A 25,912-nucleotide genomic window follows, 5' to 3' on the forward strand; every position below is an offset into this window, starting at 1 on the left:
GGGACGCGCCGTAACGATGTTGGGTGGCGTCTAGCGTGGTTCTTTCCGCAGGCCCTGGAAGATCGTATAGCACATGACCAGCATGAGAATTGAGAAGGGCAGGCCTGTTGCGGTTACACCCGCTTGCAGGGCCGCCAAACCACCACCGATCAAGAGCACAATGGCGATCAGACCTTCAACAACGCACCAGAAAATGCGCTGCGGCACCGGGGCGTCGATCTTGCCACCAGCCGTGATTGTATCAACGACCAGCGACCCGGAATCCGATGAGGTTACGAAGAACACAAGCGCCAGGAAAATCGCGATTGTCGATGCGATCCTGGTCAGCGGCAATTCGTTGAGCATACCAAAGAGGGACAGTTCAGGTGAATAACTGTCGATCACATTCGCCTTGACCAGAGAGGTTTCAGGGCTGGTGATGATCTGATCAATCGCGATACCGCCAAAGACACCCATCCAGATAAAGATGATCAGCGATGGAATCAGCAGGACGCAGATGATGAACTCGCGAACTGTGCGGCCTTTTGAAACGCGGGCGATAAACATGCCAACGAACGGCGCCCATGACACCCACCACGCCCAATAAAACGCGGTCCAGCTTTCGCGATAGGCATCATCTGTGCGACCGAACGGATTGGATAGCGGGATGATTTCTTCGGTATAGGCAACAAGCCCGGTCCAGAAGCCGTTCAGACCAACCAGTGTCGGTCCGACCAGAAGGACGAAAAGAAAGAAGAGGACGGCAAGTATCATGTTGAATTGAGAGAGGATTTTCACACCGCCCTCAAGGCCGCGATAAACCGACACCAGGGCGACCGCAGTCACCAGTATGATGATGATCACCTGGGCGTTGGTCGAAATTTCAAGACCGAACGCGAAGTTGAACCCTGCATTGGCTTGTTGTGCCCCCAGCCCCAGAGACGTTGCCAGGCCGAAAAGAGTGGCAAAAACGGCGAGAATATCAATGACATGTCCCCACCAGCCCCAAACCCGCTCACCCAGGATCGGATAAAAGCAGGACCGGATGGAGAAGGGCAAACCTTTGTTATAGGTGAACAGTGCAAGCGCCAGTGCCATGATGGCGTAGACGGCCCAGCCATGCAGCCCCCAGTGATAGAAGGTTGCGGCCAGCCCCATCGCGCGTGCAGCCTCGACATTTTCAGCGATGATACTGCCATCTGCCGCTATGGGTGAGGCAACGCCCAACGGGCCCGAAACGTTCATGTGATAAACCGGTTCGAGAACACCGAAAAACAAAAGACCAATCCCCATTCCCGCAGCGAAGAGCATCGCAAACCATGCGGGGTAGGAATATTCGGGTACGGCCTCTTTCCCGCCCAGCCTTACCTTCGACATTGGCAGGAAAATCAACACGATACAGAATATCACGAAGATATTCACGATGATCATGAAGAACCAGTCAAGTTTGGTGATCGAGAAGTCACGTACATCCGCAAAAATGTCACCTGCCTGGTCAGGGAAAATCAATGTGAGGAGGACGAAAGCGACAGCGGTCAACCCGGAGATGACAAAAACCGGATTATGAATATCGAACCCAAAAGGGCCGAGATTGCCGTCTATATTGTCTTGCCCAACCTCAAAATCGGCTTCTATTTCATCGCCGTCCGTCGTTGCATCTGCCATGGGTTTCCCTGCATTTATAGTGCCGTGATATGTCTGCACGGCAGGCTGATTTTGTATTTTTGTTGAACCTCAACCTCGCACGGCCCCTTGAAACCTGCAAGTTATAGGACATTCAGGTCGTGGCGGCTTACCCGTGCTGACGATCAGATGTGGTGGCGCTGCCCGTCTTAAGACGTTACTTTTTGCAACAGAAGTCTTCTATAAAAATCCAATTATTACAGCCCTTTGGAAGAGGTTTCGCATCTACCTGACCGCACCGTCTGACCGCTGGCATTGGGTGACGTGCAGACATCGGATGGCCGTGGGTCTCAATGGGCATTCATCCATACAAGAACACCCCCCGGCTTTGATTGACGGGGGGGTGTAAATGGTTTCAGGTCAGGGCCGGACCGCTGCCTGATAGCGTTTCGGGTTCAATCCGAAACGTTTTAGCTTGCGTCGCCCTCGGTCTCGCCCTCGGCGGCGGCGTCTGCGCCCTCTTCGCCTTCGGTCTCCGCCTCATCATCAGCTTCCTGCGAGAGCAGACTGGACGGTGCGGTCAGGTTCGCAATCACGAAATCGCGGTCGATGATCGCCCGGGTGCCTTTCGGCAACTCGATCGCGCTGATTGTGACCGTATCGCCGATATCCAGACCGTCGAGATCGACAACCAGTTTCTCGGGGATATCGGCTGCCGTCACCATCAGTTCGACCTCGGGGCGGACCACAGTCAGCACACCGCCCTTTTTCAGGCCCGGCGCGGTTTCCTCGTTGATGAATTCAACCGGAATGAACAGGTTGATCCGCGTGTTGCGGTGCAGACGCAGGAAATCCACATGCGTCGGCAGGTCTTTGACCACATCGCGCTGGACGCTGCGGCAGATCACCCGCACGTCATCTTCGCCCTCGACCTGCATATTGAACAGGGTCGACAGGAAACGGCCCTGTTTCAGGCGCTTCAGCAGAACGTTAAAGGGGATTTGAATCGGCAGCGGATCACTTTCGCCACCATAAACGATACCGGGCACCATGCCATTGCGGCGTGCTTGACGGGCGGCCCCCTTGCCTGTCCCCGTCCGTGCCTCGGCTACGAGATCTGGGATCTCTCCAGCCATTGCTATTCTCCATCAATAATTGCGGCTGCCTCCAAGGGTGTCGGGCCGCGTGAAGCCGCGCGTATAGGGCAGATAGGCGGGTTTGAAAAGGCCATTTCATGATTTGATCACTTGTGCCGGTCTGCCCCTCGTGGCAAGCGCGATTGATGTCTGTTCTATCCGCCCTTCGCCTGTCCCACGCGCCTGTTGCCGGCTTTGTCTCGGTCGGGCTTGTCTGGGGATGTTTCGCGGCGCAGGTGCCGGTGATCAAGGCACATGTCGGGGCCGGTGATGCGCTGTTTGGCGTATTGTTGCTGGGCACCTCCATCGGCTTGCTGTCCACCATGTGGATCGCACCCTGGATGGACCGCAGGCTTGGCACACGGGCCATGCCGGTGGCCGCAATCTGCCTCGCGGCGGTGTTCGTGTTGCCGGGGTTGGCTGGAACCCCCCTGATCTTTTTTATGGCAATGCTGCTGGCCGGTCTGGGCTCCGGCCTGCTTGACGTGGTGATGAATGCGCGCGTGTCGGAACTGGAAGCGCGCCATGGCCGGTCCTTGATGAACGCAAACCACGCCATGTTTTCCGTCGCCTATGCCTTTGCGGCCATACTGACCGGGCTCGGGCGGGAACTGGCCCTGCCGACAACGGCCAATTTCGCGGTGGTGAGCCTGCTGATCATCCTGCTGTCCACGCGGATGAGAATGCCGGTTGAACCGGTTGATCATACTGCGCGCAAGACCCGTCGCTTTCCATGGCCCGTGGTTCTGATCTGCGGTGCCATCGTGTTGCTGGCCTTTTTCGTAGAAGCCTCGGTCGAAGCCTGGTCGGCCCTGCATATTGAACGCACCCTGGGCGGGCGCGCCGCCGAAGGGGCATTTGGCCCGGCGATTCTGGGTCTGACCATGGCAATTGGCCGGTTCTCGGGGCAAGCGGTGTCAGAGCAGTTTTCGGAACAGATGGTGATTGTTTTCGGCACCGTCATGGCCAGCCTTGGCGCGATGATCGCAGCAACCGCAACAAGCCCGGCACTGGCCTATCTGGGATTTGGCACCATGGGGCTGGGCATCTCGGTTGTCGGGCCCATGGGGCTGGCGCTTCTGGGCCGCTCCGTCGCGCCGGAACAGCGCACGGCGGCAATCTCGCGCGGGGCGGTTATCGGGTTTGCGGGATTTGTTCTTGCGCCTGCGGTGATGGGCCTGATCTCAGGCGCATTCGGTCTGCGCATCGCCTTTGTTATGGTCGGGCTTCTGGCCCTTGGCACACCGCTTCTGACCCTGCTGCTGAAGAAGCAGGCGGGGCAGACCGGGTAACCGGTTTCTGGCCGACCTGTTCACCGCACCGGCCCGTCAAAAGCCGGGCGCCCTACACCCATTCCCCTTCAAAATCCTTCGGCACAAGCAGATTATGCCGCCCCAGATTGGCGGCCTCCCGCTCCCCACAGAGCGCCATGGTCACATCCAGTTCATTCTGGATGATCTCCAAAGCCCTGGTCACCCCGGCCTGCCCCATCGCGCCCAGACCATTGACAAAAGCGCGCCCGATATAGGTGCCGCTTGCCCCCATCGCGAGCGCTTTAAGCACGTCCTGACCCGAGCGGATACCACTGTCGAGATGCACCTCAACCCTGTCGCCCACGGCCTCCATGATCGACGGCAAGACCCGGATCGAACTCAGCGCCCCGTCAAGCTGGCGCCCGCCATGGTTTGAGACCACAATCGCATCGGCCCCGGCATCCACGGCCAGTTTCGCATCCTCGGCATCCAGAATGCCCTTGATGATCACCTTGCCGCCCCACATTTTGCGCAATTGTTTGATCCGCTCCCAGTCAAGCGAAGGGTCAAACGATTCTGCCGTCCAGGCCCCAAGCGAGGAGGCATCGCTGACCCCGGCGGCATGGCCGACGATATTGCCGAACCCCCGCCGCCGGGTTTGCAGCATCTCCAGCCCCCAGGGGATTTTGGTGGCCAGATTGGCGATGGATTTCAGCGTGAGTTTCGGTGGCGCGCTGAGACCGTTTTTCAGATCACGATGGCGTTGCCCCAGAACCTGCAGATCAACGGTGATCACAATCGCCGAACATTGCGCCGCCCTGGCCCGATCAAACAGCCGCTGCATGAACGCATCGTCTTTCAGCGTATAAACCTGAAACCAGAACGGTTTTGACGTATGCGCCGCCACATCCTCGATCGAACAGATCGACATGGTGCTGAGTGTGAAGGGAACGCCAAAGGCCTCGGCCGCACGGGCGGCCTTGATCTCTCCATCGGCGCATTGCATCCCGGTCAGCCCCACAGGGGCCAGCGCCACGGGCATCGCCACATCCTCACCGATCATCCGGCCCTTGGTGGAGCGCCCGGCCATATCCACCGCCACCCGCTGCCGGAGGCGGATCAGATCGAAATCGCTGCTGTTGTCGCGAAAAGTCTGTTCGGTCCAACTGCCCGATTCCGCGTAGTCATAGAACATCTTCGGCGTGCGGCGCTTATGCAGACGGCGCAGGTCTTCGATCTCGGTGATGACGGGCATCATCTCCCCCCTTTGGCACGCATTGGTCAGGTTGGATTACCAATACAAAAGATTTCATGCAATGCAGCAGAACAGTCGTGGAATGGCTGCCGGTCAAAGGTCCGATCACTCTTTTGATCTGGTGCTGAAGCGCTGGCCTGAAATTCTGTACCACATATATATTGCGCAGATGGCAGAGCCCGAACCGAGGGGCAGGAAGCGAAGCGCCCGCGCCCTTTGGGGGCGGTACGGGCGCTGCCGCCGGACGGGACGGAGGGTGTGGGGTGGTTCAGAAGCTCAATCCGAAACGATAGGCGGCCCGTTTCCGTTTCACCGCAAAACCTGGCTATGCTGCGCATCCATGGCATCGCTGACCTGAGAACAAGGAAGGCGCGGCTGAGCCATGATTTCAGTCTGTGATCGCGCCTTCGAAACGTTCATATGCCATCGAAAGTGCGACTGCCGTCAGCAATGTCGGGATGAACCCAACCAATCTGAGAATGACATCAATCAGAAAGATCAGCCAAATCGGTTGTATCTCGGTGTCAAGCAGTGCCGGCCACATCGTTGCAAGCCCAATCATGGCAACAAACAGCAGTATTGTAGTAAGAAACCCTCCCGCCATTAGCCGCCCAAATGTTGCCCAATAGGTTCGCTTGCCGCGCCGAGCAGCTGCGGAAAAGCTCGCGTCCCCATGAACGGCCGCTGCCGGAAGCATCGTGCCGAAGCCAGCCGCCCAGAATTGGAAGAAAAGCCCCGTAGTAAGGAGCGCCATCAAAATCGCGGTTTCAGACCTGCCATCGTCGACTGCTCTGAAAACAACGAAAACCACCAAAATGAAGATCATTACAGATGGTGCAATCAGGATCACGCTCCGCCAGGCAAACTGCCCGAACGGCCATTTTCCGATATCCGGCGCGTTATTCTTTTTAACGCCCCAGAGGTTAACGTCTTCGCCCAAAAGAACCGACCGGTGAAAGATCAACGCCAGAAGCCAATATACGACCAAATTCGCACCCGAGGAATCCTGTCCGACAAGAAGCACTACAGCTTCCCAGATCACGGCCATGAGTGTCAGGAATGGAAAAAGGTGACGGAAAATGCGAGCCGCGCGCGGGTACATGTCTGGATACTCCTATCGTTTCACGCGCGATGCGCGCCATCAGCCAGTGTTTTGACAAAGGCCAGAACCCCGGACACCGGTTTGCCCGCAGCAATTTCAGATACGATGGCAGAGCCGACAACCGCCCCATCGGCCACCGCGGCAATGGATTGCGAGGCGGCAGGCGTCTTGATGCCAAAGCCCACGATCACCGGCAGATCGGTCTGCGCCTTGATCCGCGCCACTTCGGGGGCGACATCTTTCGCCTCGGCCTCGGCCGCGCCGGTGATACCGGTGATCGAAACGTAATAGACAAAACCCGACGTGTTCTGCAGCACTTTGGGCAGGCGGGCATCATCGGTTGTGGGCGTGGCCAGACGGATGAAGTTCAGACCGGCGCGCTGCGCGGGCAGGCACAGTTCCTCATCTTCCTCGGGTGGCAGATCAACCACGATCAGCCCGTCGATCCCCGCCGCTTTGGCATCGGCCAGAAACCGGTCAACCCCGCGACTGTAGATCGGGTTGTAATAGCCCATCATCACAATCGGTGTCCGGTCATCGGTTTTGCGCAGCTCACGGGCCATTTGCAGGGTTTTTTCCAGCGTCTGCCCCGCCTCAAGCGCCCGTTGCCCGGCCAGCTGGATCGTCGGGCCATCGGCCATCGGGTCGGTAAAAGGCAAACCAAGTTCGATGATATCGACACCCGCGCCGGGCAGGCCCCTGATCACCTCAAGCGAGGTGTCATAATCAGGGTCCCCGGCCATGACATAGGCGACAAAGGCCTTTTTCCCTTCGGCCGCCAGCCGCGCAAATGTATCGTCGATCCGTGTCATGGGCCGTCCTTGTAAGATCTCTTCGCGCGGGTTTGGGCCATGTGGCACAGGAAATCAATGGGCACCGGAAAACGCGCGTTTTCCAGACGGATTTCCGGGGGAAATCCGGGCGCGCTCAGGCTGGTTCCTGCTCGGTCGAGATCATCCAGTTGGTCCCGAACCGGTCTTTCAGAGTGCCAAAGCCCGCCGTCCAGAAGGTCGCGGCATAGGGCATGCGCACATCCCCGCCTTCGGCCAGTTTTTCAAACGCAGCCCGGCCTTCATCGGCAGTGGGAAAGGCCATATGGATCGAACTGCCCTGCATCGGCATCGCATCACCAAACATGTCATCCGAGGCGAACAGCGCCCCGCCCCCCTCGAACTGGAGGCCCGTATGCATCACCCAGTCTTCCTTGCCGGGCGGCACCTCGAAATCCGGCGCATCACCGGGCTTCATCATCATATCAAGCGTTCCGCCGAACACGTCGGCATAGAATGTCATCGCCTCGCGGCAGGTGCCCTGGAAGGTCAGATAGGGGATGGGGGTCATGGGAAAACCTCTTTGCATATGGTCCTGATGCAGATGACCCTAGCACATATCACCTCAACGCGCCGCTGTAAGCCGCCAGAACCGGACCGAAAGCAGGATCGCGGCCAATGCGATACCCAGGCCATACCCGGCCCAGACCCCGATTGCGCCATAGCCCATGGGAAAGCCGATAACATAGGCCGCAGGCAGTGCAAGCGGCCAGTAACTGATCAATGTCATCGCCGTCGGCACCCGGTTGTCCGACATGCCGCGCAGCGCGCCAAGCGTGCTTGACTGGACCCCATCGGCAACCTGGACCAGGGCTGCCACGATGAAAAGACCCACGGCCAGATCGACCACGGCCAGATCCCGGGTCAAAGCCTCTGACATGGTGCGCGCGCCGAAGATATACAGTGCTGTGATGGCCAGCATCCAAAGCGTCACGATCCAAAGCGCAGCGCTGAGAATCGGACGCAAACGGTCACGCTCTGACCCGCCGATGGCCAGACCAATACGGATCGACACCGCGCTCGCCATGCCAAGCGGGATCACATAGAAGACACCGCCAATCGCATTGACCACCTGATTGGCGGCCAGTTCCACCGCACCGAACCAGCCCAGTATGATCCCGAGAAACGCATAGGCCGCGCCCTCGCCCGCATAGCCGATACAGATCGGCAGCCCCTCACGATACAGCATCCTGATCCGCCCCCAGCTGATCGGGACCCGTTGCCGGTAAGGCGCAAGATCAGATGCCCGGTGCCAGAACAGCCAGGCCACCAGAAGCGTGGCACTGCTGGACAGAACGCTGGCAATGCCCGCCCCCACCAACCCCATGCCAACCCCATGGATCAGCCCGTAATTCAGCGGCACATTCACCACCACCCCAAGATAGGAAATCGCCACACCGGTCCAGGGCCGGCCGATTGTATCGAACAGCGTCTTGAAGGCGAAGAACATCAGGATCGGCACCAGCCAGATCGCCATGCTGATCCAGTAGGGCATCAGGATGGCAATCACTTCGGGCGGCTGGTTGAGCCAGCGCAGAAGCGGGAAGGCCAGAACCATCACCAGCCCCGCGCCCGCCCCGCCAATCGCGCAAAGCGCCAGCCCATGGCGAAGATGGGCCGAAACCTCGCCCGCATCATCCGCGCCATGGGCCTGTGCGATCTCGACCCCGATCACGGTCACAAGCCCCCAAAGCCCCGATATCAGGATGATCAGAAAGGCCGTGGTGATCCCGGCAGCGGCCAGCGGCACGGTGCCCAGGGGCGCAATCATGACCGTATCGACCACACCGATCAGCGTGGCCGCCGCAAAGGCGATCATCAATGGCATCGACAGGCGCAGCAGCGGCATCACCTCGGCACGGGTGCTGGCGCCCGACGGCACGGGGCCGGGGTCTGTGTAATCTGGAACCGACATGGGTCTGACATGTTGCGCATCCGGCGGGCGCCCGGTCTGCGCGAAATGGCGTCTCCTCAGCCACGCGAGGGCAGCCCGTCGGGGCCTGCGCGCGCGACACTACCTTGGGCAACACCCAAGTCAAGACGGAGATCGGCTTGACGGGCAGGCCCCTGCCAGTCTCGGGCCTGTTGACGTTCATCTTTGGCCACTGGCGCGAGACCCGTTTTGCCGCTGGCGCGTTGAATTGAACACAGCGATGTGGGCCATCAGAAGGGCAATTCGGCAATGTCAGAGGCAAAATGGGCCGCGTCCCGAAGGGAGTGCGCCAAAATTGCCCATTTCTGCGTTAAGATCGCTTGCATTAGCGGGCTAGTTCTGCGCGATCTTGCCTGGAACTGAGCAATTTTGGACTGAAACCAGTGGTCAAATATGAACGTCAACAGGCCCGAGATGCCCGACGATATCCACTTGCAAGATACGGGGCCGGTCATGGGATTTAAAATGGGCATTGTCGGGTTGCCGAATGTGGGCAAATCCACGCTGTTTAATGCGCTGACCCGGACAGCGGCGGCGCAGGCAGCGAATTTCCCGTTCTGCACGATCGAACCGAATGTGGGGGATGTGGCCGTACCCGATACGCGGCTTGACCAGCTGGCGGCGATTGCAGGGTCAAAACAGATCATCCCGACGCGGATCACCTTCGTGGATATCGCGGGTCTCGTGAAAGGCGCCAGCAAGGGGGAAGGTCTGGGCAACCAGTTCCTTGCCAATATCCGCGAGGTTGACGCCATCGCCCATGTACTGCGCTGTTTTGAAGATGGCGACGTGACCCATGTGGAGGGCCGGATCGACCCGATTGCGGATGCCGAGACCATTGAAACCGAACTGATGCTGGCCGATCTGGAAAGCATCGAAAAGCGCTTGCAGAACATCACCCGCAAAGTGCGCGGCGGTGACAAGGACGCGGTGCAGCAGGAACGCCTGATGAAGGCGGCGCTGGAGATGCTGGAGGCGGGCAAACCGGCCCGCATGGTGGATGTGGATACCGAAGACGCCAAAGCCTGGGCCGCGTTGCAATTGCTGACCACAAAGCCGATCCTCTATGTCTGCAATGTGGAGGAGGACGCCGCGGCAGAGGGCAATGCCCAATCGGCCAAAGTGGCCGCGATGGCGGTAGAACAAGGGGCGGCCCATGTGGTGATTTCCGCGCAGATCGAGGAGGAGATCAGCCAGCTCGACATGGAGGAAGCCCAGATGTTCCTAAGCGAAATGGGGCTTGAGGAGGCCGGGCTGGACCGGTTGATCCGCGCCGGTTATGCGCTGCTGGACCTGGAAACCTATTTCACTGTCGGCCCGAAAGAGGCCCGCGCCTGGACGATCACGGCGGGCACTTCGGCCCCCAGGGCCGCCGGGGTCATCCATGGCGATTTCGAGAAAGGCTTCATCCGCGCCGAAACCATCGCCTTTGAGGATTTCGTGACCCTTGGCGGGGAACAACCGGCCAAGGATGCGGGCAAAATGCGGGCGGAAGGCAAAGGCTATACCGTCAAAGACGGAGATGTACTGCATTTCCTGTTCAACACCTGAAACGCGCAAGGCCTAGGGTCAGGCCCCCTTAAATCCATGCCTTTCAGCCTGCGGCCAAAAGGCGGCTGAACCGGCGACAGGGCGGTCAGTTCCGCCAGACAGCATCCCCAAATTCAAGATACACCGTGCCACCACCCCCGGTCAGAAGCGGCAGATTGGTTGGCCGGCAGGTTGCATTATCCTGCGACAGGCGTCGTGCAGAGCGGACGCGAGTGAAAAAGCGCGCATCCACCTCGACACGCTGATTACTCATCACCAGTACCGTATCACGCAGCATGTCATTGATCGTGCCGCGCAGCCGACTGTCGCGCAGATATCCCGACCCGCACAGCGCCATCCGCCCTTCCACCGGGACCAGATACCAGCGGTATTGATAAACCCGGCCAACCCCGCCGGTGAAATTGACCTCGCCATCAATGAATTCAGCGGTCATGGGTATCTGAAATTCCTGTGCCTCAACCGGTTTTGGAGCAACCCATAACCCTGCCAGAAATATCAGCGCCGGCAAAACAGATGTGATGATCTTCATAGGCCGTTCCTTCCGGGTTTCATAAGACAGGTACGTAATATTAACGATTCAATTGCAATATTAACTATTTATTTACCTGATCTTTGGAAACCGGATTGATCTGAGTCAATAGGCTCTTTTCCTTTGCATTTTGTGCCATGTAAGACGTGAACCGGAAAGCTGGCATGTTACCCGCAGCGATGCCCCTGAGATCAGGGCTAAGGGTCAGGATCTAAGGGGCCTGGACCCTATGCTGCGGGCATCCGTTTCTCGACAATTTCCGCCCACCAGGAACAGCCCGCCGGGATCGCTTCGTCATTGAAGTTGTATTTCGGGTGGTGAACATCCGCCGTGTCTCCATTGCCGACCAGAATATAGGCCCCGGGGCGCGCGTTCAGCATGAAGGCGAAATCCTCGCCCCCCATGACCTGCGGTGCATCATCGCAACCGCCCGAAACCGAAGCGGCGACCTCGGCGGCGAAGGCTGTCTGTTCCTCGGAATTTACCATCACCGGATAGCCGCGCCGGTAATCAACCTCGGCCCGGCCACCCAGCATCGCCGCTGTGCCTTCGGCAATCTCTTTCAGCCGTGCCTCGGCCATATCCTGAACGTCCGGGTCCATGGTCCGCACGGTGCCGCGCAGATGCACGGTTTCGGGGATCACATTATGCGCCAGCGATCCGGTCTCGAACGCGGTGACGGACACGACAAGCTGTTTGACCGGGTCCAGATTGCGGCTGACAATGGATTGCAGGGCCAGCACCACATGGGCGCCCATAACCGTGGTGTCCACGGTTTCATTGGGTTTGGCCGCATGGCCGCCCTTGCCCGTCAGATAGATATCGAACTGGTCAGCGGCAGCAAAAAACGCGCCCGGGCGGATCGCGAAAGACCCTACCGGTTTGCCCGGCCAGTTGTGCATTCCGTATACCTCGTCGATCCTGAACTGCTCCATCATCCCGTCATCGACCATTTCCTTGCCGCCACCGCCGCCTTCTTCGGCGGGTTGGAAAATCACCGCAACGGTGCCGTCGAAATTCCGCGTCTCCGCCAGATATTTCGCCGCCCCCAGCAACATCGCCGTATGCCCGTCATGGCCGCAGGCATGCATCGCACCCGGGGTTTTGGAGGCATAGTCCAGCCCCGTATCCTCAAGGATCGGCAGCGCATCCATATCGGCGCGCAAGCCGATGGTTTTGCCGGATTTGTTGGTTTTCCCCTTGATCAGCCCCACCACACCGGTGCGGCCCAACCCGGTCACCACCTCGTCACAGCCAAAGGCTTTCAGCTTTTCCTCGACCAGGGCCGAGGTCCTGTGTGTCTCGAACAGGATTTCGGGGTTTTCATGTATATCGCGGCGCCATTCGGTGATCTCGGGCAGCAATTCGGCAAAACGGTTCTTCACGGGCATCTTACATCTCTCCTGTTGGGGTCAGGCCGCCGGCATCCGGCGTTCGACCAATTCGGCAAAGAAGCTGCACCCGTAGGGGATCGCTTCATCGTTGAAATTGTATTCCGGGTGATGGCATTGGGCGCTGTCGCCATTGCCAAGGAACAGATAGGCACCGGGGCGTTCTTCCAGCATATAGGAAAAATCTTCGGATGGCATGATCGGGTTCGCGGTGGCGTCGACTTTCATGCCAACGGCGCGCGCGGCCTCGGCGGCATATTCCACCGATGTCGCATCATTCACCGTGACCGGATATCCGGGCGTCCAGATCACCTCGGCCTTTGCACCGAAGGCGGCGGCGGTATCTTCGGCCACACGGCGCACACGTTCTTCGGCCAGCGCCCGCGCCTCCGGTTCCAGGCACCGCACTGTCCCTTCCATCCGCGCCTTGTCGGGGATGATGTTCGAGGCGTTCGAATCGGTCTCAAACACGCCCACGGTCAGCACAACACGGCCCAGCGGGTCGATATTGCGTGATACGATTGTATGGAGCGTCACCACAATCTGCGCCGCGGCCAGGGTGGTATCGACCGCTTTATGCGGCTCGGCAGCATGGCCGCCCTTGCCCGTGACGATGATCTCGAACTCGTCCGAGGAGGCCTGAAGCGGCCCCGGGCAGGTCATGATCTCCCCCACCGGAATGCCCGGCCCGTTATGGACGCCGTAAACCTCATCAATACCCCAGCGGTCCATCAGCCCGTCATCAATCATCGCCTTCGCCCCGGCCCCGCCTTCCTCTGCCGGTTGGAAGATCAGCACCAGGGTGCCATCGAAATTCCGCGTCTCGGCCATGTATTTCGCGGCCCCCAGCAGCATCGCCGTATGCCCGTCATGGCCGCAGGCATGCATCTTGCCGGGGGTTTTCGAGGCATAATCCAGCCCGGTCTGTTCATGGATCGGCAAAGCGTCCATATCGGCGCGCAGCCCGACCACCCGGCCCGAGCCATTGGCCTTGCCCTTGATGACACCGACAACACCGGTGCGCCCGATGCCTTCGACCACCTCGTCGCAGCCGAAGGCGCGCAACCTGTCCGCCACCAGCCCGGCAGTGCGGTGGACCTCATACATCAGTTCGGGGTTTTCATGCATATCCCGCCGCCACTCGGTGATTTCCGGCAGCAATTCCGCGAAACGATTCTTGATCGGCATAATCAGCTCTCCTCAGGCAGCGGGCATCCGGCGTTCAACCAGTTCCGCAAAGAAACTGCACCCGTAGGGGATCGCCTCGTCGTTGAAGTTGTATTCCGGGTGATGCACCTTGGCGCTGTCACCATTACCGACATTGATGAATGCCCCCGGGCGGGCCAGCAGCATATAGCTGAAATCCTCGGCCCCCATACGCGGCGGGCGCCCGTAATGGACCCGCCCCTCCCCGGCGATACTCTCGGCAATCCCGGCGGCGATCCGGGCGTTTTCCTCGTGGTTCACGGTGACGGGATAGCCCCGTTCATAGGTGATATCCGCAGTGCAGCCATAAGCCGATGCGGTGGACTGCAGGATCTCGACCACCCGGGTTTCGGCCATATCGCGAATGCTTTCATCCAGGGTCCGCACCGTCCCGCGCAACAGAACCGAAGCGGGGATCACATTATACGCCCCGGAACTTGTCTTGATGGTGCAGACCGAAACCACGACCTGTTTCAGCGGATCGACATTGCGGCTGGCCACGGTTTGCAGCGCCATCACCGAGGCACAGGCCGCAGGCGCCGGATCAATGCAGTTATGGGGCTGGGCCGCATGGCCGCCCTTGCCCACGATCTGCACCTCGAACTCATCCGCCGCCGCCATGATCGGCCCGGGAGAAACGCCGAACTCGCCCACGGGCAGACCCGGTTCATTATGCATGCCATAGACTTCCCTGATGCCGAACCGGTCCATCATCCCGTCATCGACCATCGCCTTGCCACCCGCGCCGCCTTCTTCGGCAGGCTGGAAAATGACACAGACCGTACCATCAAAATTCCGCGTCTCTGTCAGGTATTTCGCGGCCCCCAGCAACATCGCCGTATGCCCGTCATGGCCGCAGGCATGCATCTTGCCTTCGGTGCCCGAGGCATAATCCAGCCCGGTTTCCTCGCTCATCGGCAGCGCATCCATATCGGCACGCAGGCCCACACAGCGCCCGGCAGTGTCACTTTTGCCCCGGATCACACCGACAATGCCCGATCTGCCAATGCCGGTGACCACCTCGTCACAGCCAAAAGCCTTCAGTTGCGCCTCGACCAGGGCGGTGGTCTTCGGCAGATCATATTGCAATTCGGGGTTGGCATGTATCTCACGACGCCAGGCGGTGATTTCATCGTGCAGTTCTGCAAGTCGGTTCTTGACCGGCATGGGTCACTCCTCTGTCAGATTATCCAGCAGACGCGCCATGAAACGCTCCCCCTGCTGGAACTGGTCAATGGTTATGAACTCATTTGGCTGATGGGCCTGTTCGATATTGCCGGGGCCGCAGACCACCGCCGAGTAGCCACCGGCCTGAAACTGCCCGGCCTCGGTGCCGAAACTGACCGCATGGGTCGCATTATCGCCGGTCAGCAGGCGCACCATCTGTTCAGCCGCCCCATCCTGTTCGGGGCGCAGGCCCGGGACGTCCCATTTCGGATCGGCGCGGATAAAGCAGTCCGGCTGGGTTTTTTGCATCTCGGCCTCAAGCGCCCGCACTTCCGTCAGATACCGATCGGCCCAATCCTTCGGATCTTCTGTCGGAAGGCATCGGAACGACATCACATAGGTACAATCCTTGGCGGTGATGTTATGGGCGGTTCCGCCCTCGATCATGCCGACATGGATGGTCGTGTAAGGCGGATCAAACGGGCTGTCAGGGTCGGCCTTGGCCTTGTTTTCAGCGTTCATCCGGTTGGCCCAGTCGATAAGCTTGATCCCTTCCATGATCGCGGACACACCCCGGTAATGCAGTGAGGAATGCACCTCGAAGCCGCGAATATGCATGTCAAAGCCGGAGCCGCCCTTATGGCCGGTCACAGTGCGCATGCTGGTTGGCTCCCCGATGATTGCAAGCGCGGCTTTCGGCATGTGGGCCTGCATCGCGGCAATCATCGGCGGCGCCCCGGCACAGCCGATTTCCTCATCCCGGCTGAGACAGATTTGCAGCGGCCGGCGCAGACCCCGTTCCAAAGCCGGTGCAACCATGCTCAGCGCCAGCGCATCAAACCCTTTCATGTCGCAGGTGCCGCGCCCGTAAAGCTTGCCGTCTTTCTCCACCACTTGGAACGGATCGGTGTCCCAGGCCTGACCATCAACCGGAACAACATCCGTATGACCTGATAAAATCACACCCCCCTCAACCTCGGGACCGATATGGGCGTATAGGGAGGCTTTGGTGCCTTCGATGTTGTAATCGCGGTTACAGGTGACCCCCAAATCGTTCAGATATCCCTCCACCCAATCGACAAGTTCCAGATTTGAATCCCGGCTGACCGTTGGAAAAGATACAAGCTTTTCAAGTAGGTCTCGCGCAGAGAGGGCGGTAGACATAAGGTACTCCTTTAACATGAACCCGGCAGAACCTGTTCCTTCCCCGCCGTGTCGTCAAGCCCACAAGGCGGTAAGTGCCTAAGTCTTGTGCATCCGCCCAGACCATACGCAAGGGCACCCGGATTGCCGCTTGCGGGATGCGAATTTCCTGTTACCGTCACAGCCAACGATTGCACCCGCCCAGCAGAGGCCGGGGCGTTAACCAACCGGTGAGGAGCGTTACACCATGCCCGATGGGGGTCTGGCTTCTGTCCTTGATGTCAAGGACCTCAAAACTGTATTCCGAACCCGGCGCGGTGAAATCCACGCGGTGAATGATGTGAGCTTTCACCTCGAACCGGGGGAGCTTCTGGGCGTGGTGGGCGAAAGCGGATCGGGCAAATCGGTGACGATGATGTCGCTGATCGGCCTGCTGCCGACACCTCCTGCCGAGGTTCGTAACGGCCGGGTGATGTTTGAAGGCCAGGATCTTCTGACATGTACCGAGAAACAGCTGCGCGCCGTTCGCGGGGCCCGGATCGGTTTCGTGTTTCAGGACCCGATGACATCGCTGAACCCGGTGTTCAATGTCGGCTACCAGATAACCGAACCCCTTAGAAAACATATGGGGCTGAATAAATCCCAGGCCCGAAGCCGCGCGGTCGAATTGCTGGAACTGGTGGGCATTCCCGATGCGGCCCGGCGACTGGCCGATTATCCGCATCAGTTTTCCGGCGGTATGCGCCAGCGGGTGATGATTGCGATCGCCCTGGCCTGCGACCCCAAGGTTCTGATCGCCGATGAACCCACAACCGCGCTTGACGTCACGATCCAGGCGCAGATTCTGGAACTGGTCAAGGAACTGCGCCAGAAGCTTGGCATGGCGATTGTCTGGATCACCCATGATCTGGGCGTGATCGCCGGGATCGCCGATCGGGTGATGGTGATGTATGGCGGTCAGGTCGTGGAACAGGGACCGGTGCGGGAGCTGTTCGCAAACCCGCAGCACCCTTATACAAGAATGCTTCTGGAAACCGTGCCCTCGGTCACCGGAGACCGGGCTGAACGGTTGCAGGTCATCGAGGGCCAGCCGCCGATGCTGGCCGCGCAGCCAAACAGCTGCCCGTTTCACGCGCGATGCCCGCTGGCCTTTGATCGTTGCCTGAAACAGAACCCATGGCGCACCCCTGTCGGCCCCGATCATGACGCGGCCTGTTTCTGGGATGTGGATACAGGCAGGCCCCGCGATGTTTGATGCCAGCGCCAACAGGAAGCTTGTCGAGATCGACGGACTGAAAATGTATTTCCCGATCCATTCGGGATTGCTGCGCCGCCACACGGGCGATGTGAAAGCCGTCGATGGCGTGAGTTTCGACATTTTCGAGGGGGAAACCCTGGGTCTGGTCGGCGAATCGGGTTGCGGGAAATCCACCTGTGGCCGGGCCATCCTGCGATTGTATGAACCGACGGACGGCTCGATTGTCATCGACGGGGAAGAGATTGCCGATGCGGGGTATGATAAACTGCGCCGGATGCGGCCCACCATGCAGATGGTGTTTCAGGACCCTCAGGCCAGTCTCAACCCGCGGATGACCGTGGCCGCGATCATCGGCGAACCGTTAAGCGAACATTCCGGCAAATCCAAAGCCGATCAGCTGGAACGGATTTACGAGTTGATGGATGCGGTCGGTCTGAACCGTGATTTTGCCAATCGCTATCCGCATGAGTTTTCAGGCGGCCAGCGCCAGCGCATCGGCATCGCCCGGGCCCTTGCGCTCAACCCGAAATTCATCGTCTGTGACGAACCGATTGCGGCGCTGGACGTGTCGATCCAGGCGCAGGTTGTCAATCTTCTGGAAGATTTGCAGAAACAACTGGGCCTGACCTATCTGTTCATCTCTCACGATCTTTCCATGGTGCGCCATATCGCAGACCGGGTGGCGGTGATGTATCTGGGCAAAGTGGTTGAACTGGCCCCCCGTGAGGGCCTGTATGCAGACCCAATGCACCCCTATACCAAAGCGCTGCTTTCCGCCGTGCCGGAGCCTGACCCGGTTGCCCATGACACGGCCAACCGTACCATTCTGCAAGGTGATGTTCCCAGTCCGGCGAACCCGCCGCAGGGCTGCAATTTCTGCACCCGCTGCCCGTCAGCCACAGATATCTGCCACAGGATCGACCCCGAATTTCGTGAGGTGCAGCCCGGCCGCTATGCGGCCTGCCACCTTCTCAATGACACCAAGACGACCGCTGATCAAACAGCGGCGCCCGAGGCACAAGAATGAGCAATCCAACTAGGAGAGAGACATGAACTCGAAGACATTATTACTAGGGGCAGCGGCCGCGTTTGCACTGTCCCCCATGGCCGCGATGGCGGAACGTGGCGCGTCCGGCCATCTCAACATCATCTACTGGCAGGCCCCGTCGACGCTGAACCCGTATCTGTCGGGCGGCACGAAGGAAGTTGAATCCGCATCGCTGGTGCTTGAATCCTTCGCGCGTTTTGACGACACGGGCACCATGGTGCCCTGGCTGGCCAGTGAGATTCCGACGGTTGAAAACGGCGGTGTGTCCGAGGATCTGACCCAGATCACCTGGACAATTGCCGATGGCATCACCTGGTCCGATGGCACGCCCCTGACCGCGGCAGATGCCGTGTTCACCTGGGAATACTGCACCCATCCCGAAGGCGGCTGCGCGCAGGTGTCCTATTTCGACGGTGTGGAAAGTGTCGTGGCCGTGGATGACATGACCGTTCAGGTCAATTTCTCGGCGCCCAAACCGTTCCCGTATACAGCCTTTGTGGGTGCGGAATCGCCGCTTATCCAGGCCGCGCAATTCGCCGAGTGCCTGGGCGCCCGTGCGCCGGAATGCACCGATGCCAATTTTGGCCCGATCGGCACAGGCCCGTTTGTGGTCACCGATTTCCGGCCCAATGACGTGATCGAATTCGCGGCAAACGAGAACTTCCGTTTTGCCGATCGTCCGCATTTCGGCACCGTGACCTTCAAAGGCGGCGGTGACGCGGCGGCGGCGGCCCGTTCGGTTCTGGAAACCGCCGAGTTCGACTATGCTTGGAACCTGCAGATCGACCCGACGATTCTGGCCGAGATGGAAGCCCAGGGCAACGGCACGGTTGTGACCGCGTTCGGCACAAGTGTTGAACGTATCCATGTCAACCAGACCAATCCCGATCCGGCGCTTGGCGACCTGCGTTCGACCCTTGCGGGCGGCGCGCATCCGTTCCTGACCGATCCGGTGATCGGCCAGGCCATGTCGATGGCGATTGACCGGGCGCTGCTGGTTGAGGTTGGTTATGGGGCCGGTGGTCAGCCCACCTGCAACGTTCTGCCCGCGCCTGAGCTTTATGCATCCACCGCCAATGATGCCTGCCTTGTGCAGGATATTGCCGGGGCCAATGCGCTTCTGGACGAAGCCGGCTATATGGACACCGATGGTGATGGCATCCGCGAAGCCAATGGCATGCCGATCAGCATGCTCTACCAGACTTCCACCAACGCCGTCCGTCAGGACACCCAGGCGCTGGTAAAACAGTGGTGGAGCGAGATCGGCATCGACGCCGAGCTGCGCAATGTCGACGCATCGGTCTTCTTCGGTGGTGACCCGGCCAGCCCGGACACGTTCCAGAAGTTCTATGCAGACCTTGAGATGTACACCAACAACTTCTCCGGTGTGGACCCCGAGGCCTATATGGCCAGCTGGCTTTGCACGGATATCCCCAGCCCTGACAGCCAGTGGCAGGGGTCCAACATCCAGCGCTTCTGCTCGGAAGACTATGACGCGCTTGTGGGCGAGATGGCCGTTACAGCCGATCTGGACGAACGTGGCCGCCTCGCACGTGAGATGAACGACATGATCATTCAGTCCTACTCGATCATCCCGCTGATCCACCGGGGCGGCGTGTCGGCCCATGCCAACACCCTGGAAGGCATCCGCATGTCCGACTGGGACAGCGAATTGTGGAACATCATGGATTGGCATCGCGCCGAGTAATCCACGGGATCCATGGATTTGCGCCGCCCCGGACATTCGGGGCGGCGCAGCAAGCAAATGGGCCAGCATATATGAGCATTGAGATGTATCTTGCCTATCTGGCGACGGTGGCGGTGTTCTTTGCGTCGCCTCCGGGGCCCAGCCAGTTGCTGATGATCTCCAGTTCCATGCGCCATGGTCCGCGCCGCTGCGGCTGGACAATCGCCGGTGATCTTTCTGCAAATTCCCTGCAAATGCTGGCCGCCGGTTTTGGCCTGGCCACGCTGATTGCTACCACCGACCGGGCATTGGATGTGATCAAATGGGCCGGTGTCGCCTATCTGGTCTGGATGGGCATCCGCACGTTCCGCGCCGCCCCCACCCCGCCCGGTCAGGCCGCCGCGCTGACCTCTGCCCGACAGCTTTATTTTCAGGGGTTCTTCACCTCTGCCTCGAACCCCAAGGCGATCTTCTTCTTTGCCGCGCTTTTCCCGCAATTCATCACACCCGAGACCGCGATCTGGCCCCAGCTTCTGATCCTGGGTGCGACCTATCTGGTTGTCGATGGTGTGATCCTGTTCATCTACGGCGCAACCGCCGCCCAGCTGTTCGCCGGGCTGGCCAGCCGCGGCCGCCTTCTCAACCGTCTTTCGGGCAGCGCAATGATTGGCGCCGCAGGCCTTCTGGCCCTGCGCGACGCACACGCGCGATGACCCGCCCCGTGTCGCAAAGGGACCGAAACATATGCTGACCTACACAATCCGACGATTGCTGCTGGCCATCCCTGCGCTTCTGTTCATCAGTTTCATCATCTTTCTGATCGTGAAACTGTCGCCATCGGACCCGACGGCAGGCCTGCCGCTGACGATCCCGCCAGAGGTGCGCGAACAGATTCGCGAAAGCCTGGGCGTGAACCAGCCGGTCTTTGTGCAGTATTTCCGCTGGCTGCAACTGATGGTCTGGAACGAGCCTTTGCACCTTCTGCAGGACTGGACCGGCTGGCAGGTCGCCCCCGAAAGCACCACCCGCATCATCAGCTATCAGACCCGCAGCCCGGTGATGGAGCTGATCATGCAGCGGATGCCGCAAACCCTGTGGGTTGTCGGTATCAGCTATATCGTCGGCATTATCATCGCCCTGCCCATCGGGATCATATCAGCCTATCGGCAATACAGCTGGTTCGACCAGCTTGGCACATTCATCTCGATGCTGGGGTTCTCGGTGCCCACCTTCTTCACCGGTGTGCTGTTCATTGTGATCTTCGCGGTGAACCTGGGCTGGTTTCCATCGGTCTATGACACCACCCATGTGGTCACCGACTGGAGCAGTTTTGTGGTTCAGCTGAAACAGATCATCATGCCGGTGATGGTGCTGGGCCTGTTCAACGCCTCACAGATCAGCCGCTTCATGCGCGCCTCGATGCTGGACAATCTGAACCAGGATTATGTGCGCACCGCACGGGCCAAGGGCCTGACCGAAAAGGTTGTGGTTCTGGTCCATGTGCTGCGCAATTCGCTGATCCCGGTTGTCACTGTTATCGCGCTGAACGTGCCCGCCGTGTTCGGCGGCGCGATCATCACTGAACAGGTGTTCAAGGTGAACGGCATCGGTCAGTTGCTGATCATCGCCATCCAGTCTGGCGACGTGCCGACCGTGCAGACCGTCTCTTTCATTTTCGCCGTGCTGATCGTGTTGTTCAATCTGATCGCCGATGTCCTTTATGGCGTTCTGGACCCGAGGATTCGCTATGACTGACACCCCGTCAAATGCCGCCGATACGGCCACAGTTGCCAAAGCTCTGGAAGCTTACCGCCCGCCCCGCAACCAGTGGTGGGATGTCTGGGATCAGTTCAAGACCCATAAAGGGGCGATGCTGGGCCTTGCCTTCTTCGTCTTCGCGCTTCTCTTCGTCTATGTCGGCCCGCTGATCTGGACCATCGACGCCACCTATATTGATATTCGCGCCCGCAATTCCGGCCCGACACTGGCCCATCCCATGGGCACCGACCAATTGGGCCGCGATACCCTGGCGCGGATGATGGTCGGCGGCCAGACCTCGATTGCCGTGGGTCTGACCGCGATGCTGCTCAGCCTTGTGCTGGGCACGTTGATCGGGGTTGTTGCGGGCTATTTCAAACGCGCCGATGGCCTATTGATGCGGCTGACAGATCTGTTTCTGGCGCTGCCGCTGCTGCCGCTGCTGCTTGTCATCATCATGCTGTTCCGCGATCAGCTTCGCGCGGCCTTCGGGCCGGAAGGCGGCATTTTCATCCTGATTGTCTTTGTCATCGGCGTGACCAGCTGGATGCAGACCGCGCGGGTGGTCCGCGGCGACGTTCTGGCCCTGAAAGAACGGGAATTCGTGCTGGCCGCCAAATCCATCGGCACGCCGTCACACCGGATGATCCTGCGCCATGTGCTGCCCAATGTGATGTCACCGATCATGGTTTCGGCCACGCTTGGCATCGCCAATGCGATCATCACGGAATCCGCGCTCAGCTTTCTTGGTCTGGGCTTCCCCTCGGATTTTCCGACATGGGGACGATTGCTGTTCGATGCCACGGACTGGCTGCAACAAAACCCCGAACGGGTGATCTGGCCCGGCCTTGCCATTTCTCTGACGGTGCTGTCGGTGAACTATATCGGCGATGGCCTGCGTGACGCGCTCGACCCGCGTATCCGGGGCCGGTAACGGGCCCATTCACCCGGCTTCTTCTGGTCAAAAATATTCTGGGGGGAGGCGCCGAAGGCGGCGGCGGGCTACGCCCCCTCTTTACCCTTGTCCAGATGATCCTCCCACACCAGTTCCCGGAAATCGAACCCGCCCTCCAGCGTCGGTTTCACAACCCGGAAATATGGCGACAGGTCGAAATCGCGCGGCGCGAACAGCGAATGATGCCGGATATGCAGCAGCTCCTGTTCGGCATATTCTGATCCACCCTGACGCCGTTCCGGCAGGATCGGATAGCGCACGCCCTGATAGGCCTGGGCGATCAGCGAGGAACAGATCGCCCGCGTCGGATCCCCCGAACCGAAGGCCAGCATGCGGCGGCGCCAGCGTACGGGCACCGGTGGCGTGGGCAGGAAATACCGCGCCAGATCAAAGATATTCCGCATATCATAGCGCAGACCCAGATTGCTTATCATGAACTGCACCACCTGATCGCGTTCCGTATCATTCAGACCGACAGGCCGGCAGATGCGGGTATTGAACGTTTCATATTTGCTCAACGGCACCGCAACACAGCCTTCACCCAGATTGACCTCGACCAGCCGGGGCCGCTCCCGTCTATCTTCAGGCAAAGGCAGCACATCGCCCACATACATCGCCGCATGGGACCAGGTGGATTGCGTCAGGTATTTAATCGCATTCGAGATGCGCTCGCCGCCTTCAACCAGAAGCACATCTCCCGGCTGCAAGATCCGGCACAATGTGGGGAAATCCGACGGTGTATAGGGTTGATAGCCCGAGCTTGGATCGCGCAGCCTGCGCGCCAGACGGCGGCCAACCCGATCCAGAAAGGTATCTTTGACTGTCGCCAGCTTATCGGTCATCGCATCAGCCCCTCCTCCCGGCCCATCCTGATCATAAGGATGCAAGGGCCGGGTCTTGTCCACGCCCCTCACCGGGACGTTAGAGCAGAAATCGTTTAATCTGAATCAAAATTCTCTGCCTCCGGGTCAGCAAGCTGCTGATCTCGAACGCGAATTTCGATGAGCGATGGTGCAGATTAAAACGATTTCGCTCTAGATGTGGAACCTCAACAGGTTGTTCGGGTCCAAGCCTAACCGGCTGATTGGTGGTTTCGATTTTAGCGCTGAGTGCGGTCGGTGCCAATTGTAAAGATGTGTCCACACGGGCAGGTCTGCGGCGCGGTCGTCTGATGTCTCATAGGCACGGGCATATGCCCACTCACGCAGTGCGGACTGGATGAAGCGTTCAGCTTTTCCGTTGGTTTTGGGCGTGTAGGGTTTGGTTCGGATATGCCTGATACCAAGTTCAGCGCACGCCGCCTTGAAGGCATGGGATTTGTAACAGGAGCCATTGTCCGTCATTACTCGCGCCACCGTCACCCCCATGGTCGCATACCAGGCAACGGCCGCCTTCAGATGGGCGATAGCGCTGACCGCCTTCTCGTCGGGATGGATATCGGTGAAGGACAGCCGTGACGCATCATCGACGCAGACATGGACGTACTCCCAACCAATCCCGCGGCTGTTGGACTGTCCCGTCCTGTCGCCTGTGATGCGGTGGCCTGTGCGTTCGAACTTGCCCAGACGCTTGATATCCAGATGGATCAGTTCGCCGGGATGTTCGCGTTCATAGCGCCGCACGGGTTCGGCGGGCTCCAGATCTCGCAGACGGCTGAGACCGGCCCGGCGCAGCACACGGCTGACGGTGGCAGGCGACACCCCGGTCTTTGCAGCGATATGCGCCCCGGTCAGGCGCTGCCGACGCAGAGCAACAATCTGTTCGGCGACATTGTCAGGCGTCGGGTTGCGCAGACAATGCGGGCGCGATGTCCGGTCAAGCAAACCCTCGTGACCTTCCCGTTCAAACCTTCGCCACCACTTCGCAGCAGTCTTGGCCGAACAGCCGCAGGCCGCTCCAGCCTCACAAAAGCTCATGCCACCCGATATAAGCCTGACAAGCCGCTCTCGACCCAAAGGAGCCAGTCTGGCATTCTTGTGTAAGTTCATTCGATCCCTCCGAAAAGTGGTGAAGCTTGGTAACTCCAACCAACTCGGTTCGGATCGAATGGACAACCTACTGAAAGCTCACATCTAGAGCGTGTTGCAGTCATCCTGATTCAGGATTCCCAGATTGCTCATGATGTGATTCCTTGTGTGTGAGGCAGATATGGGGTCACAGATGGGCAAGCCACATCCGATAGAGTTACGCGAACGTGTTGTTGCGTTTGTGGATGAAGGACACGGTCACCGTGAAGCGGCACGACACTTTCGTGTGTCACCCCGGTTTGTGAACGACTTGATCAAACTGCGGCGCGAAACCGGGTCGCTGGCACCACGTCCGCAAGGCAACGGTGGCGGTCACGGCAAACTGGCGAGCGTAGCTGACTGGATCGAAGCCCGCGTGGCCGGGAAAGGAGAGATCACGCTCGATGAACTGGTCTCGGAGTTGGCCGAGACGCATGGTATCGACGTGCATCGCGGCCACATCAGGCCTTGAACATGAGGCCACCCGTGCCAGAAACTCTAATCAGAAATGACCCAAAGATTGGGGGCTAGACAATAGCCCTTCATGGCCAACTATCTGGACAGGCTGGCTTTCATCGACGAGACTTCGGTCAAGACCAACATGGCCAAGACAACCGGATGGGCTCCTTATGGCCAGCGCTTGGTCGATCACGCACCCTTCGGCCATTGGCGCACCCAGACCTTCATTGGTGCACTGCGCCATGATCGGTTGGACGCCCCATGGGTCATCGACGGGGCCATGAACAGCGAGATGTTCACCCTCTACACCGAAACCCAACTGGTGCCGACCCTGCGCGAGGGTGACGTTGTCATTCTTGATAACCTCTCCAGCCACAAGGCACCTGCCGCCGCTGAAGCTCTGCACAGCATCGGCGCATGGTTCCTGTTCCTGCCGCCATGTATGGTTGGCTCCTGCATGGCAAGGGTTTTGTAAGCTTCTGGCATCTGGTCGGCTGCGGCCATGTATTCGGCGTCGTTCTGCAGCAAATGTGCTGCGCGCCATGATGAATGTCCGCGTCGGCTGAAGGCTCCCACTCAATCGAACGCGCTCGGCGGCGCTTCGGATTCATCGGGGTGTTCCTGTTCGCCGTTTCCGTCATTT

24 protein-coding genes are annotated in these 25,912 nt (G+C 59.4%); 10 read left to right on the forward strand and 14 right to left on the reverse strand.

Annotated elements, in window-relative coordinates; translation table 11 throughout:
- Positions 1 to 30: 30 nt before the first annotated feature.
- Together E2K80_RS09065 and E2K80_RS09070 are read right to left on the reverse strand one after the other, a co-directional pair.
- Positions 31 to 1,644, reverse strand: a complete 1,614-nt coding sequence (locus E2K80_RS09065) for a BCCT family transporter (RefSeq protein WP_135374723.1) — start codon at positions 1,642 to 1,644, stop codon at positions 31 to 33.
- A 428-nt stretch (positions 1,645 to 2,072) separates the two neighbouring features.
- A complete protein-coding gene (locus tag E2K80_RS09070) occupies positions 2,073 to 2,738 on the reverse strand; it encodes a 50S ribosomal protein L25/general stress protein Ctc (protein WP_135374724.1) in 666 nt (221 codons plus the stop codon).
- 146 nt (positions 2,739 to 2,884) lie between these two features.
- Between E2K80_RS09070 and E2K80_RS09075 the strand changes: the two genes are divergently transcribed.
- Positions 2,885 to 4,030, forward strand: coding sequence for an MFS transporter (locus E2K80_RS09075; protein WP_135374725.1), 1,146 nt, complete (start codon positions 2,885 to 2,887; stop codon positions 4,028 to 4,030).
- A gap of 52 nt (positions 4,031 to 4,082) precedes the next feature.
- Here the strand turns inward: E2K80_RS09075 and E2K80_RS09080 are convergent, their stop codons facing one another.
- From E2K80_RS09080 to E2K80_RS09100, 5 genes are all read right to left on the reverse strand, one after another.
- On the reverse strand, positions 4,083 to 5,246 hold the full coding sequence (locus tag E2K80_RS09080) for an alpha-hydroxy acid oxidase (protein WP_135374726.1): 1,164 nt from the start codon (positions 5,244 to 5,246) through the stop codon (positions 4,083 to 4,085).
- A 388-nt stretch (positions 5,247 to 5,634) separates the two neighbouring features.
- Positions 5,635 to 6,348: a hypothetical protein gene (locus E2K80_RS09085; protein WP_135374727.1), complete on the reverse strand. Its 714-nt coding sequence runs from the start codon at positions 6,346 to 6,348 to the stop codon at positions 5,635 to 5,637.
- A gap of 20 nt (positions 6,349 to 6,368) precedes the next feature.
- The gene (gene trpA, locus E2K80_RS09090) at positions 6,369 to 7,160 is read right to left on the reverse strand and encodes a tryptophan synthase subunit alpha (RefSeq protein WP_135374728.1); all 792 of its coding nucleotides are present in this window, start codon (positions 7,158 to 7,160) and stop codon (positions 6,369 to 6,371) included.
- Positions 7,161 to 7,275: 115 nt separating this feature from the next.
- Positions 7,276 to 7,689, reverse strand: a complete 414-nt coding sequence (locus E2K80_RS09095; RefSeq protein ID WP_168193150.1) for a VOC family protein — start codon at positions 7,687 to 7,689, stop codon at positions 7,276 to 7,278.
- Positions 7,690 to 7,743: 54 nt separating this feature from the next.
- Complete coding sequence (locus E2K80_RS09100; protein ID WP_238475705.1) at positions 7,744 to 9,060, reverse strand: MATE family efflux transporter; 1,317 nt, start codon at positions 9,058 to 9,060, stop codon at positions 7,744 to 7,746.
- A gap of 504 nt (positions 9,061 to 9,564) precedes the next feature.
- Here E2K80_RS09100 and ychF point away from each other — a divergent pair.
- On the forward strand, positions 9,565 to 10,662 hold the full coding sequence (gene ychF / locus E2K80_RS09105) for a redox-regulated ATPase YchF (RefSeq protein ID WP_135374731.1): 1,098 nt from the start codon (positions 9,565 to 9,567) through the stop codon (positions 10,660 to 10,662).
- Between the two features lie 85 nt (positions 10,663 to 10,747).
- On the opposite strand, the gene E2K80_RS09110 is transcribed toward ychF, so the two are convergent.
- From E2K80_RS09110 to argE, 5 genes are all read right to left on the reverse strand, one after another.
- A complete protein-coding gene (locus tag E2K80_RS09110) occupies positions 10,748 to 11,095 on the reverse strand; it encodes a hypothetical protein (RefSeq protein WP_135374732.1) in 348 nt (115 codons plus the stop codon).
- Positions 11,096 to 11,418: 323 nt separating this feature from the next.
- Positions 11,419 to 12,582, reverse strand: a complete 1,164-nt coding sequence (locus E2K80_RS09115) for a M20 aminoacylase family protein (protein WP_135374733.1) — start codon at positions 12,580 to 12,582, stop codon at positions 11,419 to 11,421.
- 21 nt (positions 12,583 to 12,603) lie between these two features.
- Positions 12,604 to 13,770: a M20 aminoacylase family protein gene (locus E2K80_RS09120; RefSeq protein WP_135374734.1), complete on the reverse strand. Its 1,167-nt coding sequence runs from the start codon at positions 13,768 to 13,770 to the stop codon at positions 12,604 to 12,606.
- A gap of 12 nt (positions 13,771 to 13,782) precedes the next feature.
- On the reverse strand, positions 13,783 to 14,955 hold the full coding sequence (locus tag E2K80_RS09125; RefSeq protein WP_135374735.1) for a M20 aminoacylase family protein: 1,173 nt from the start codon (positions 14,953 to 14,955) through the stop codon (positions 13,783 to 13,785).
- A 3-nt stretch (positions 14,956 to 14,958) separates the two neighbouring features.
- Positions 14,959 to 16,119: an acetylornithine deacetylase gene (gene argE, locus E2K80_RS09130; protein ID WP_135374736.1), complete on the reverse strand. Its 1,161-nt coding sequence runs from the start codon at positions 16,117 to 16,119 to the stop codon at positions 14,959 to 14,961.
- Positions 16,120 to 16,345: 226 nt separating this feature from the next.
- On the opposite strand from argE, the gene E2K80_RS09135 reads away from it, so the two are divergent.
- The 6 genes from E2K80_RS09135 to E2K80_RS09160 all read left to right on the forward strand — a co-directional run bounded on the left by E2K80_RS09135 (position 16,346) and on the right by E2K80_RS09160 (position 22,783).
- Positions 16,346 to 17,353 (forward strand): ABC transporter ATP-binding protein, encoded by a 1,008-nt coding sequence (locus E2K80_RS09135; RefSeq protein ID WP_135374737.1) that lies wholly within the window; start codon positions 16,346 to 16,348, stop codon positions 17,351 to 17,353.
- Positions 17,346 to 18,383 (forward strand): ABC transporter ATP-binding protein, encoded by a 1,038-nt coding sequence (locus E2K80_RS09140; RefSeq protein ID WP_135374738.1) that lies wholly within the window; start codon positions 17,346 to 17,348, stop codon positions 18,381 to 18,383. Before E2K80_RS09135 ends, E2K80_RS09140 begins: the two co-directional genes overlap by 8 nt.
- Positions 18,384 to 18,405: 22 nt before the next feature.
- On the forward strand, positions 18,406 to 20,112 hold the full coding sequence (locus E2K80_RS09145; RefSeq protein ID WP_135374739.1) for a peptide ABC transporter substrate-binding protein: 1,707 nt from the start codon (positions 18,406 to 18,408) through the stop codon (positions 20,110 to 20,112).
- Between the two features lie 71 nt (positions 20,113 to 20,183).
- Positions 20,184 to 20,804 carry a LysE family translocator gene (locus E2K80_RS09150; protein WP_135374740.1) on the forward strand — a complete coding sequence of 207 codons (621 nt, stop codon included), beginning with the start codon at positions 20,184 to 20,186 and terminating at the stop codon, positions 20,802 to 20,804.
- 31 nt (positions 20,805 to 20,835) lie between these two features.
- A complete protein-coding gene (locus tag E2K80_RS09155; RefSeq protein WP_135374741.1) occupies positions 20,836 to 21,846 on the forward strand; it encodes an ABC transporter permease in 1,011 nt (336 codons plus the stop codon).
- Positions 21,839 to 22,783 carry an ABC transporter permease gene (locus E2K80_RS09160; RefSeq protein ID WP_238475706.1) on the forward strand — a complete coding sequence of 315 codons (945 nt, stop codon included), beginning with the start codon at positions 21,839 to 21,841 and terminating at the stop codon, positions 22,781 to 22,783. Before E2K80_RS09155 ends, E2K80_RS09160 begins: the two co-directional genes overlap by 8 nt.
- A gap of 68 nt (positions 22,784 to 22,851) precedes the next feature.
- Here the strand turns inward: E2K80_RS09160 and E2K80_RS09165 are convergent, their stop codons facing one another.
- Entirely contained in the window at positions 22,852 to 23,646 is a 795-nt protein-coding gene (locus E2K80_RS09165; protein WP_135374743.1) for a YiiX/YebB-like N1pC/P60 family cysteine hydrolase, read from the reverse strand.
- A gap of 192 nt (positions 23,647 to 23,838) precedes the next feature.
- The gene (locus E2K80_RS09170; RefSeq protein WP_135376544.1) at positions 23,839 to 24,792 is read right to left on the reverse strand and encodes an IS481 family transposase; all 954 of its coding nucleotides are present in this window, start codon (positions 24,790 to 24,792) and stop codon (positions 23,839 to 23,841) included.
- 172 nt (positions 24,793 to 24,964) lie between these two features.
- Here E2K80_RS09170 and E2K80_RS09175 point away from each other — a divergent pair, with 172 nt between their 5' ends.
- Both E2K80_RS09175 and E2K80_RS09180 read left to right on the forward strand, forming a co-directional pair.
- On the forward strand, positions 24,965 to 25,282 hold the full coding sequence (locus tag E2K80_RS09175; protein WP_135373741.1) for a helix-turn-helix domain-containing protein: 318 nt from the start codon (positions 24,965 to 24,967) through the stop codon (positions 25,280 to 25,282).
- A 72-nt stretch (positions 25,283 to 25,354) separates the two neighbouring features.
- On the forward strand, positions 25,355 to 25,744 hold the full coding sequence (locus E2K80_RS09180) for a transposase (RefSeq protein ID WP_135373738.1): 390 nt from the start codon (positions 25,355 to 25,357) through the stop codon (positions 25,742 to 25,744).
- Positions 25,745 to 25,912 lie beyond the last annotated feature (168 nt).

The organism is Rhodophyticola sp. CCM32 (genome assembly GCF_004751985.1).
Taxonomy (GTDB): domain Bacteria; phylum Pseudomonadota; class Alphaproteobacteria; order Rhodobacterales; family Rhodobacteraceae; genus Rhodophyticola.

Coding starts and splice junctions, on each gene's coding strand:
- E2K80_RS09180 (WP_135373738.1), top strand. CDS start 25,355: ATGGCCAACTATCTGGACAGGCTGGCTTTCATCGACGAGACTTCGGTC.
- E2K80_RS09095 (WP_168193150.1), bottom strand. CDS start 7,689: ATGACCCCCATCCCCTATCTGACCTTCCAGGGCACCTGCCGCGAGGCG.
- E2K80_RS09125 (WP_135374735.1), bottom strand. CDS start 14,955: ATGCCGGTCAAGAACCGACTTGCAGAACTGCACGATGAAATCACCGCC.
- E2K80_RS09080 (WP_135374726.1), bottom strand. CDS start 5,246: ATGCCCGTCATCACCGAGATCGAAGACCTGCGCCGTCTGCATAAGCGC.
- E2K80_RS09175 (WP_135373741.1), top strand. CDS start 24,965: ATGGGCAAGCCACATCCGATAGAGTTACGCGAACGTGTTGTTGCGTTT.
- E2K80_RS09065 (WP_135374723.1), bottom strand. CDS start 1,644: ATGGCAGATGCAACGACGGACGGCGATGAAATAGAAGCCGATTTTGAG.
- E2K80_RS09155 (WP_135374741.1), top strand. CDS start 20,836: ATGCTGACCTACACAATCCGACGATTGCTGCTGGCCATCCCTGCGCTT.
- E2K80_RS09085 (WP_135374727.1), bottom strand. CDS start 6,348: ATGTACCCGCGCGCGGCTCGCATTTTCCGTCACCTTTTTCCATTCCTG.
- E2K80_RS09115 (WP_135374733.1), bottom strand. CDS start 12,582: ATGCCCGTGAAGAACCGTTTTGCCGAATTGCTGCCCGAGATCACCGAA.
- E2K80_RS09110 (WP_135374732.1), bottom strand. CDS start 11,095: ATGACCGCTGAATTCATTGATGGCGAGGTCAATTTCACCGGCGGGGTT.
- E2K80_RS09070 (WP_135374724.1), bottom strand. CDS start 2,738: ATGGCTGGAGAGATCCCAGATCTCGTAGCCGAGGCACGGACGGGGACA.
- E2K80_RS09145 (WP_135374739.1), top strand. CDS start 18,406: ATGAACTCGAAGACATTATTACTAGGGGCAGCGGCCGCGTTTGCACTG.
- trpA (WP_135374728.1), bottom strand. CDS start 7,160: ATGACACGGATCGACGATACATTTGCGCGGCTGGCGGCCGAAGGGAAA.
- E2K80_RS09140 (WP_135374738.1), top strand. CDS start 17,346: ATGTTTGATGCCAGCGCCAACAGGAAGCTTGTCGAGATCGACGGACTG.
- E2K80_RS09120 (WP_135374734.1), bottom strand. CDS start 13,770: ATGCCGATCAAGAATCGTTTCGCGGAATTGCTGCCGGAAATCACCGAG.
- E2K80_RS09150 (WP_135374740.1), top strand. CDS start 20,184: ATGAGCATTGAGATGTATCTTGCCTATCTGGCGACGGTGGCGGTGTTC.
- E2K80_RS09075 (WP_135374725.1), top strand. CDS start 2,885: ATGTCTGTTCTATCCGCCCTTCGCCTGTCCCACGCGCCTGTTGCCGGC.
- E2K80_RS09170 (WP_135376544.1), bottom strand. CDS start 24,792: ATGAACTTACACAAGAATGCCAGACTGGCTCCTTTGGGTCGAGAGCGG.
- E2K80_RS09165 (WP_135374743.1), bottom strand. CDS start 23,646: ATGACCGATAAGCTGGCGACAGTCAAAGATACCTTTCTGGATCGGGTT.
- argE (WP_135374736.1), bottom strand. CDS start 16,119: ATGTCTACCGCCCTCTCTGCGCGAGACCTACTTGAAAAGCTTGTATCT.
- E2K80_RS09160 (WP_238475706.1), top strand. CDS start 21,839: ATGACTGACACCCCGTCAAATGCCGCCGATACGGCCACAGTTGCCAAA.
- E2K80_RS09135 (WP_135374737.1), top strand. CDS start 16,346: ATGCCCGATGGGGGTCTGGCTTCTGTCCTTGATGTCAAGGACCTCAAA.
- ychF (WP_135374731.1), top strand. CDS start 9,565: ATGGGATTTAAAATGGGCATTGTCGGGTTGCCGAATGTGGGCAAATCC.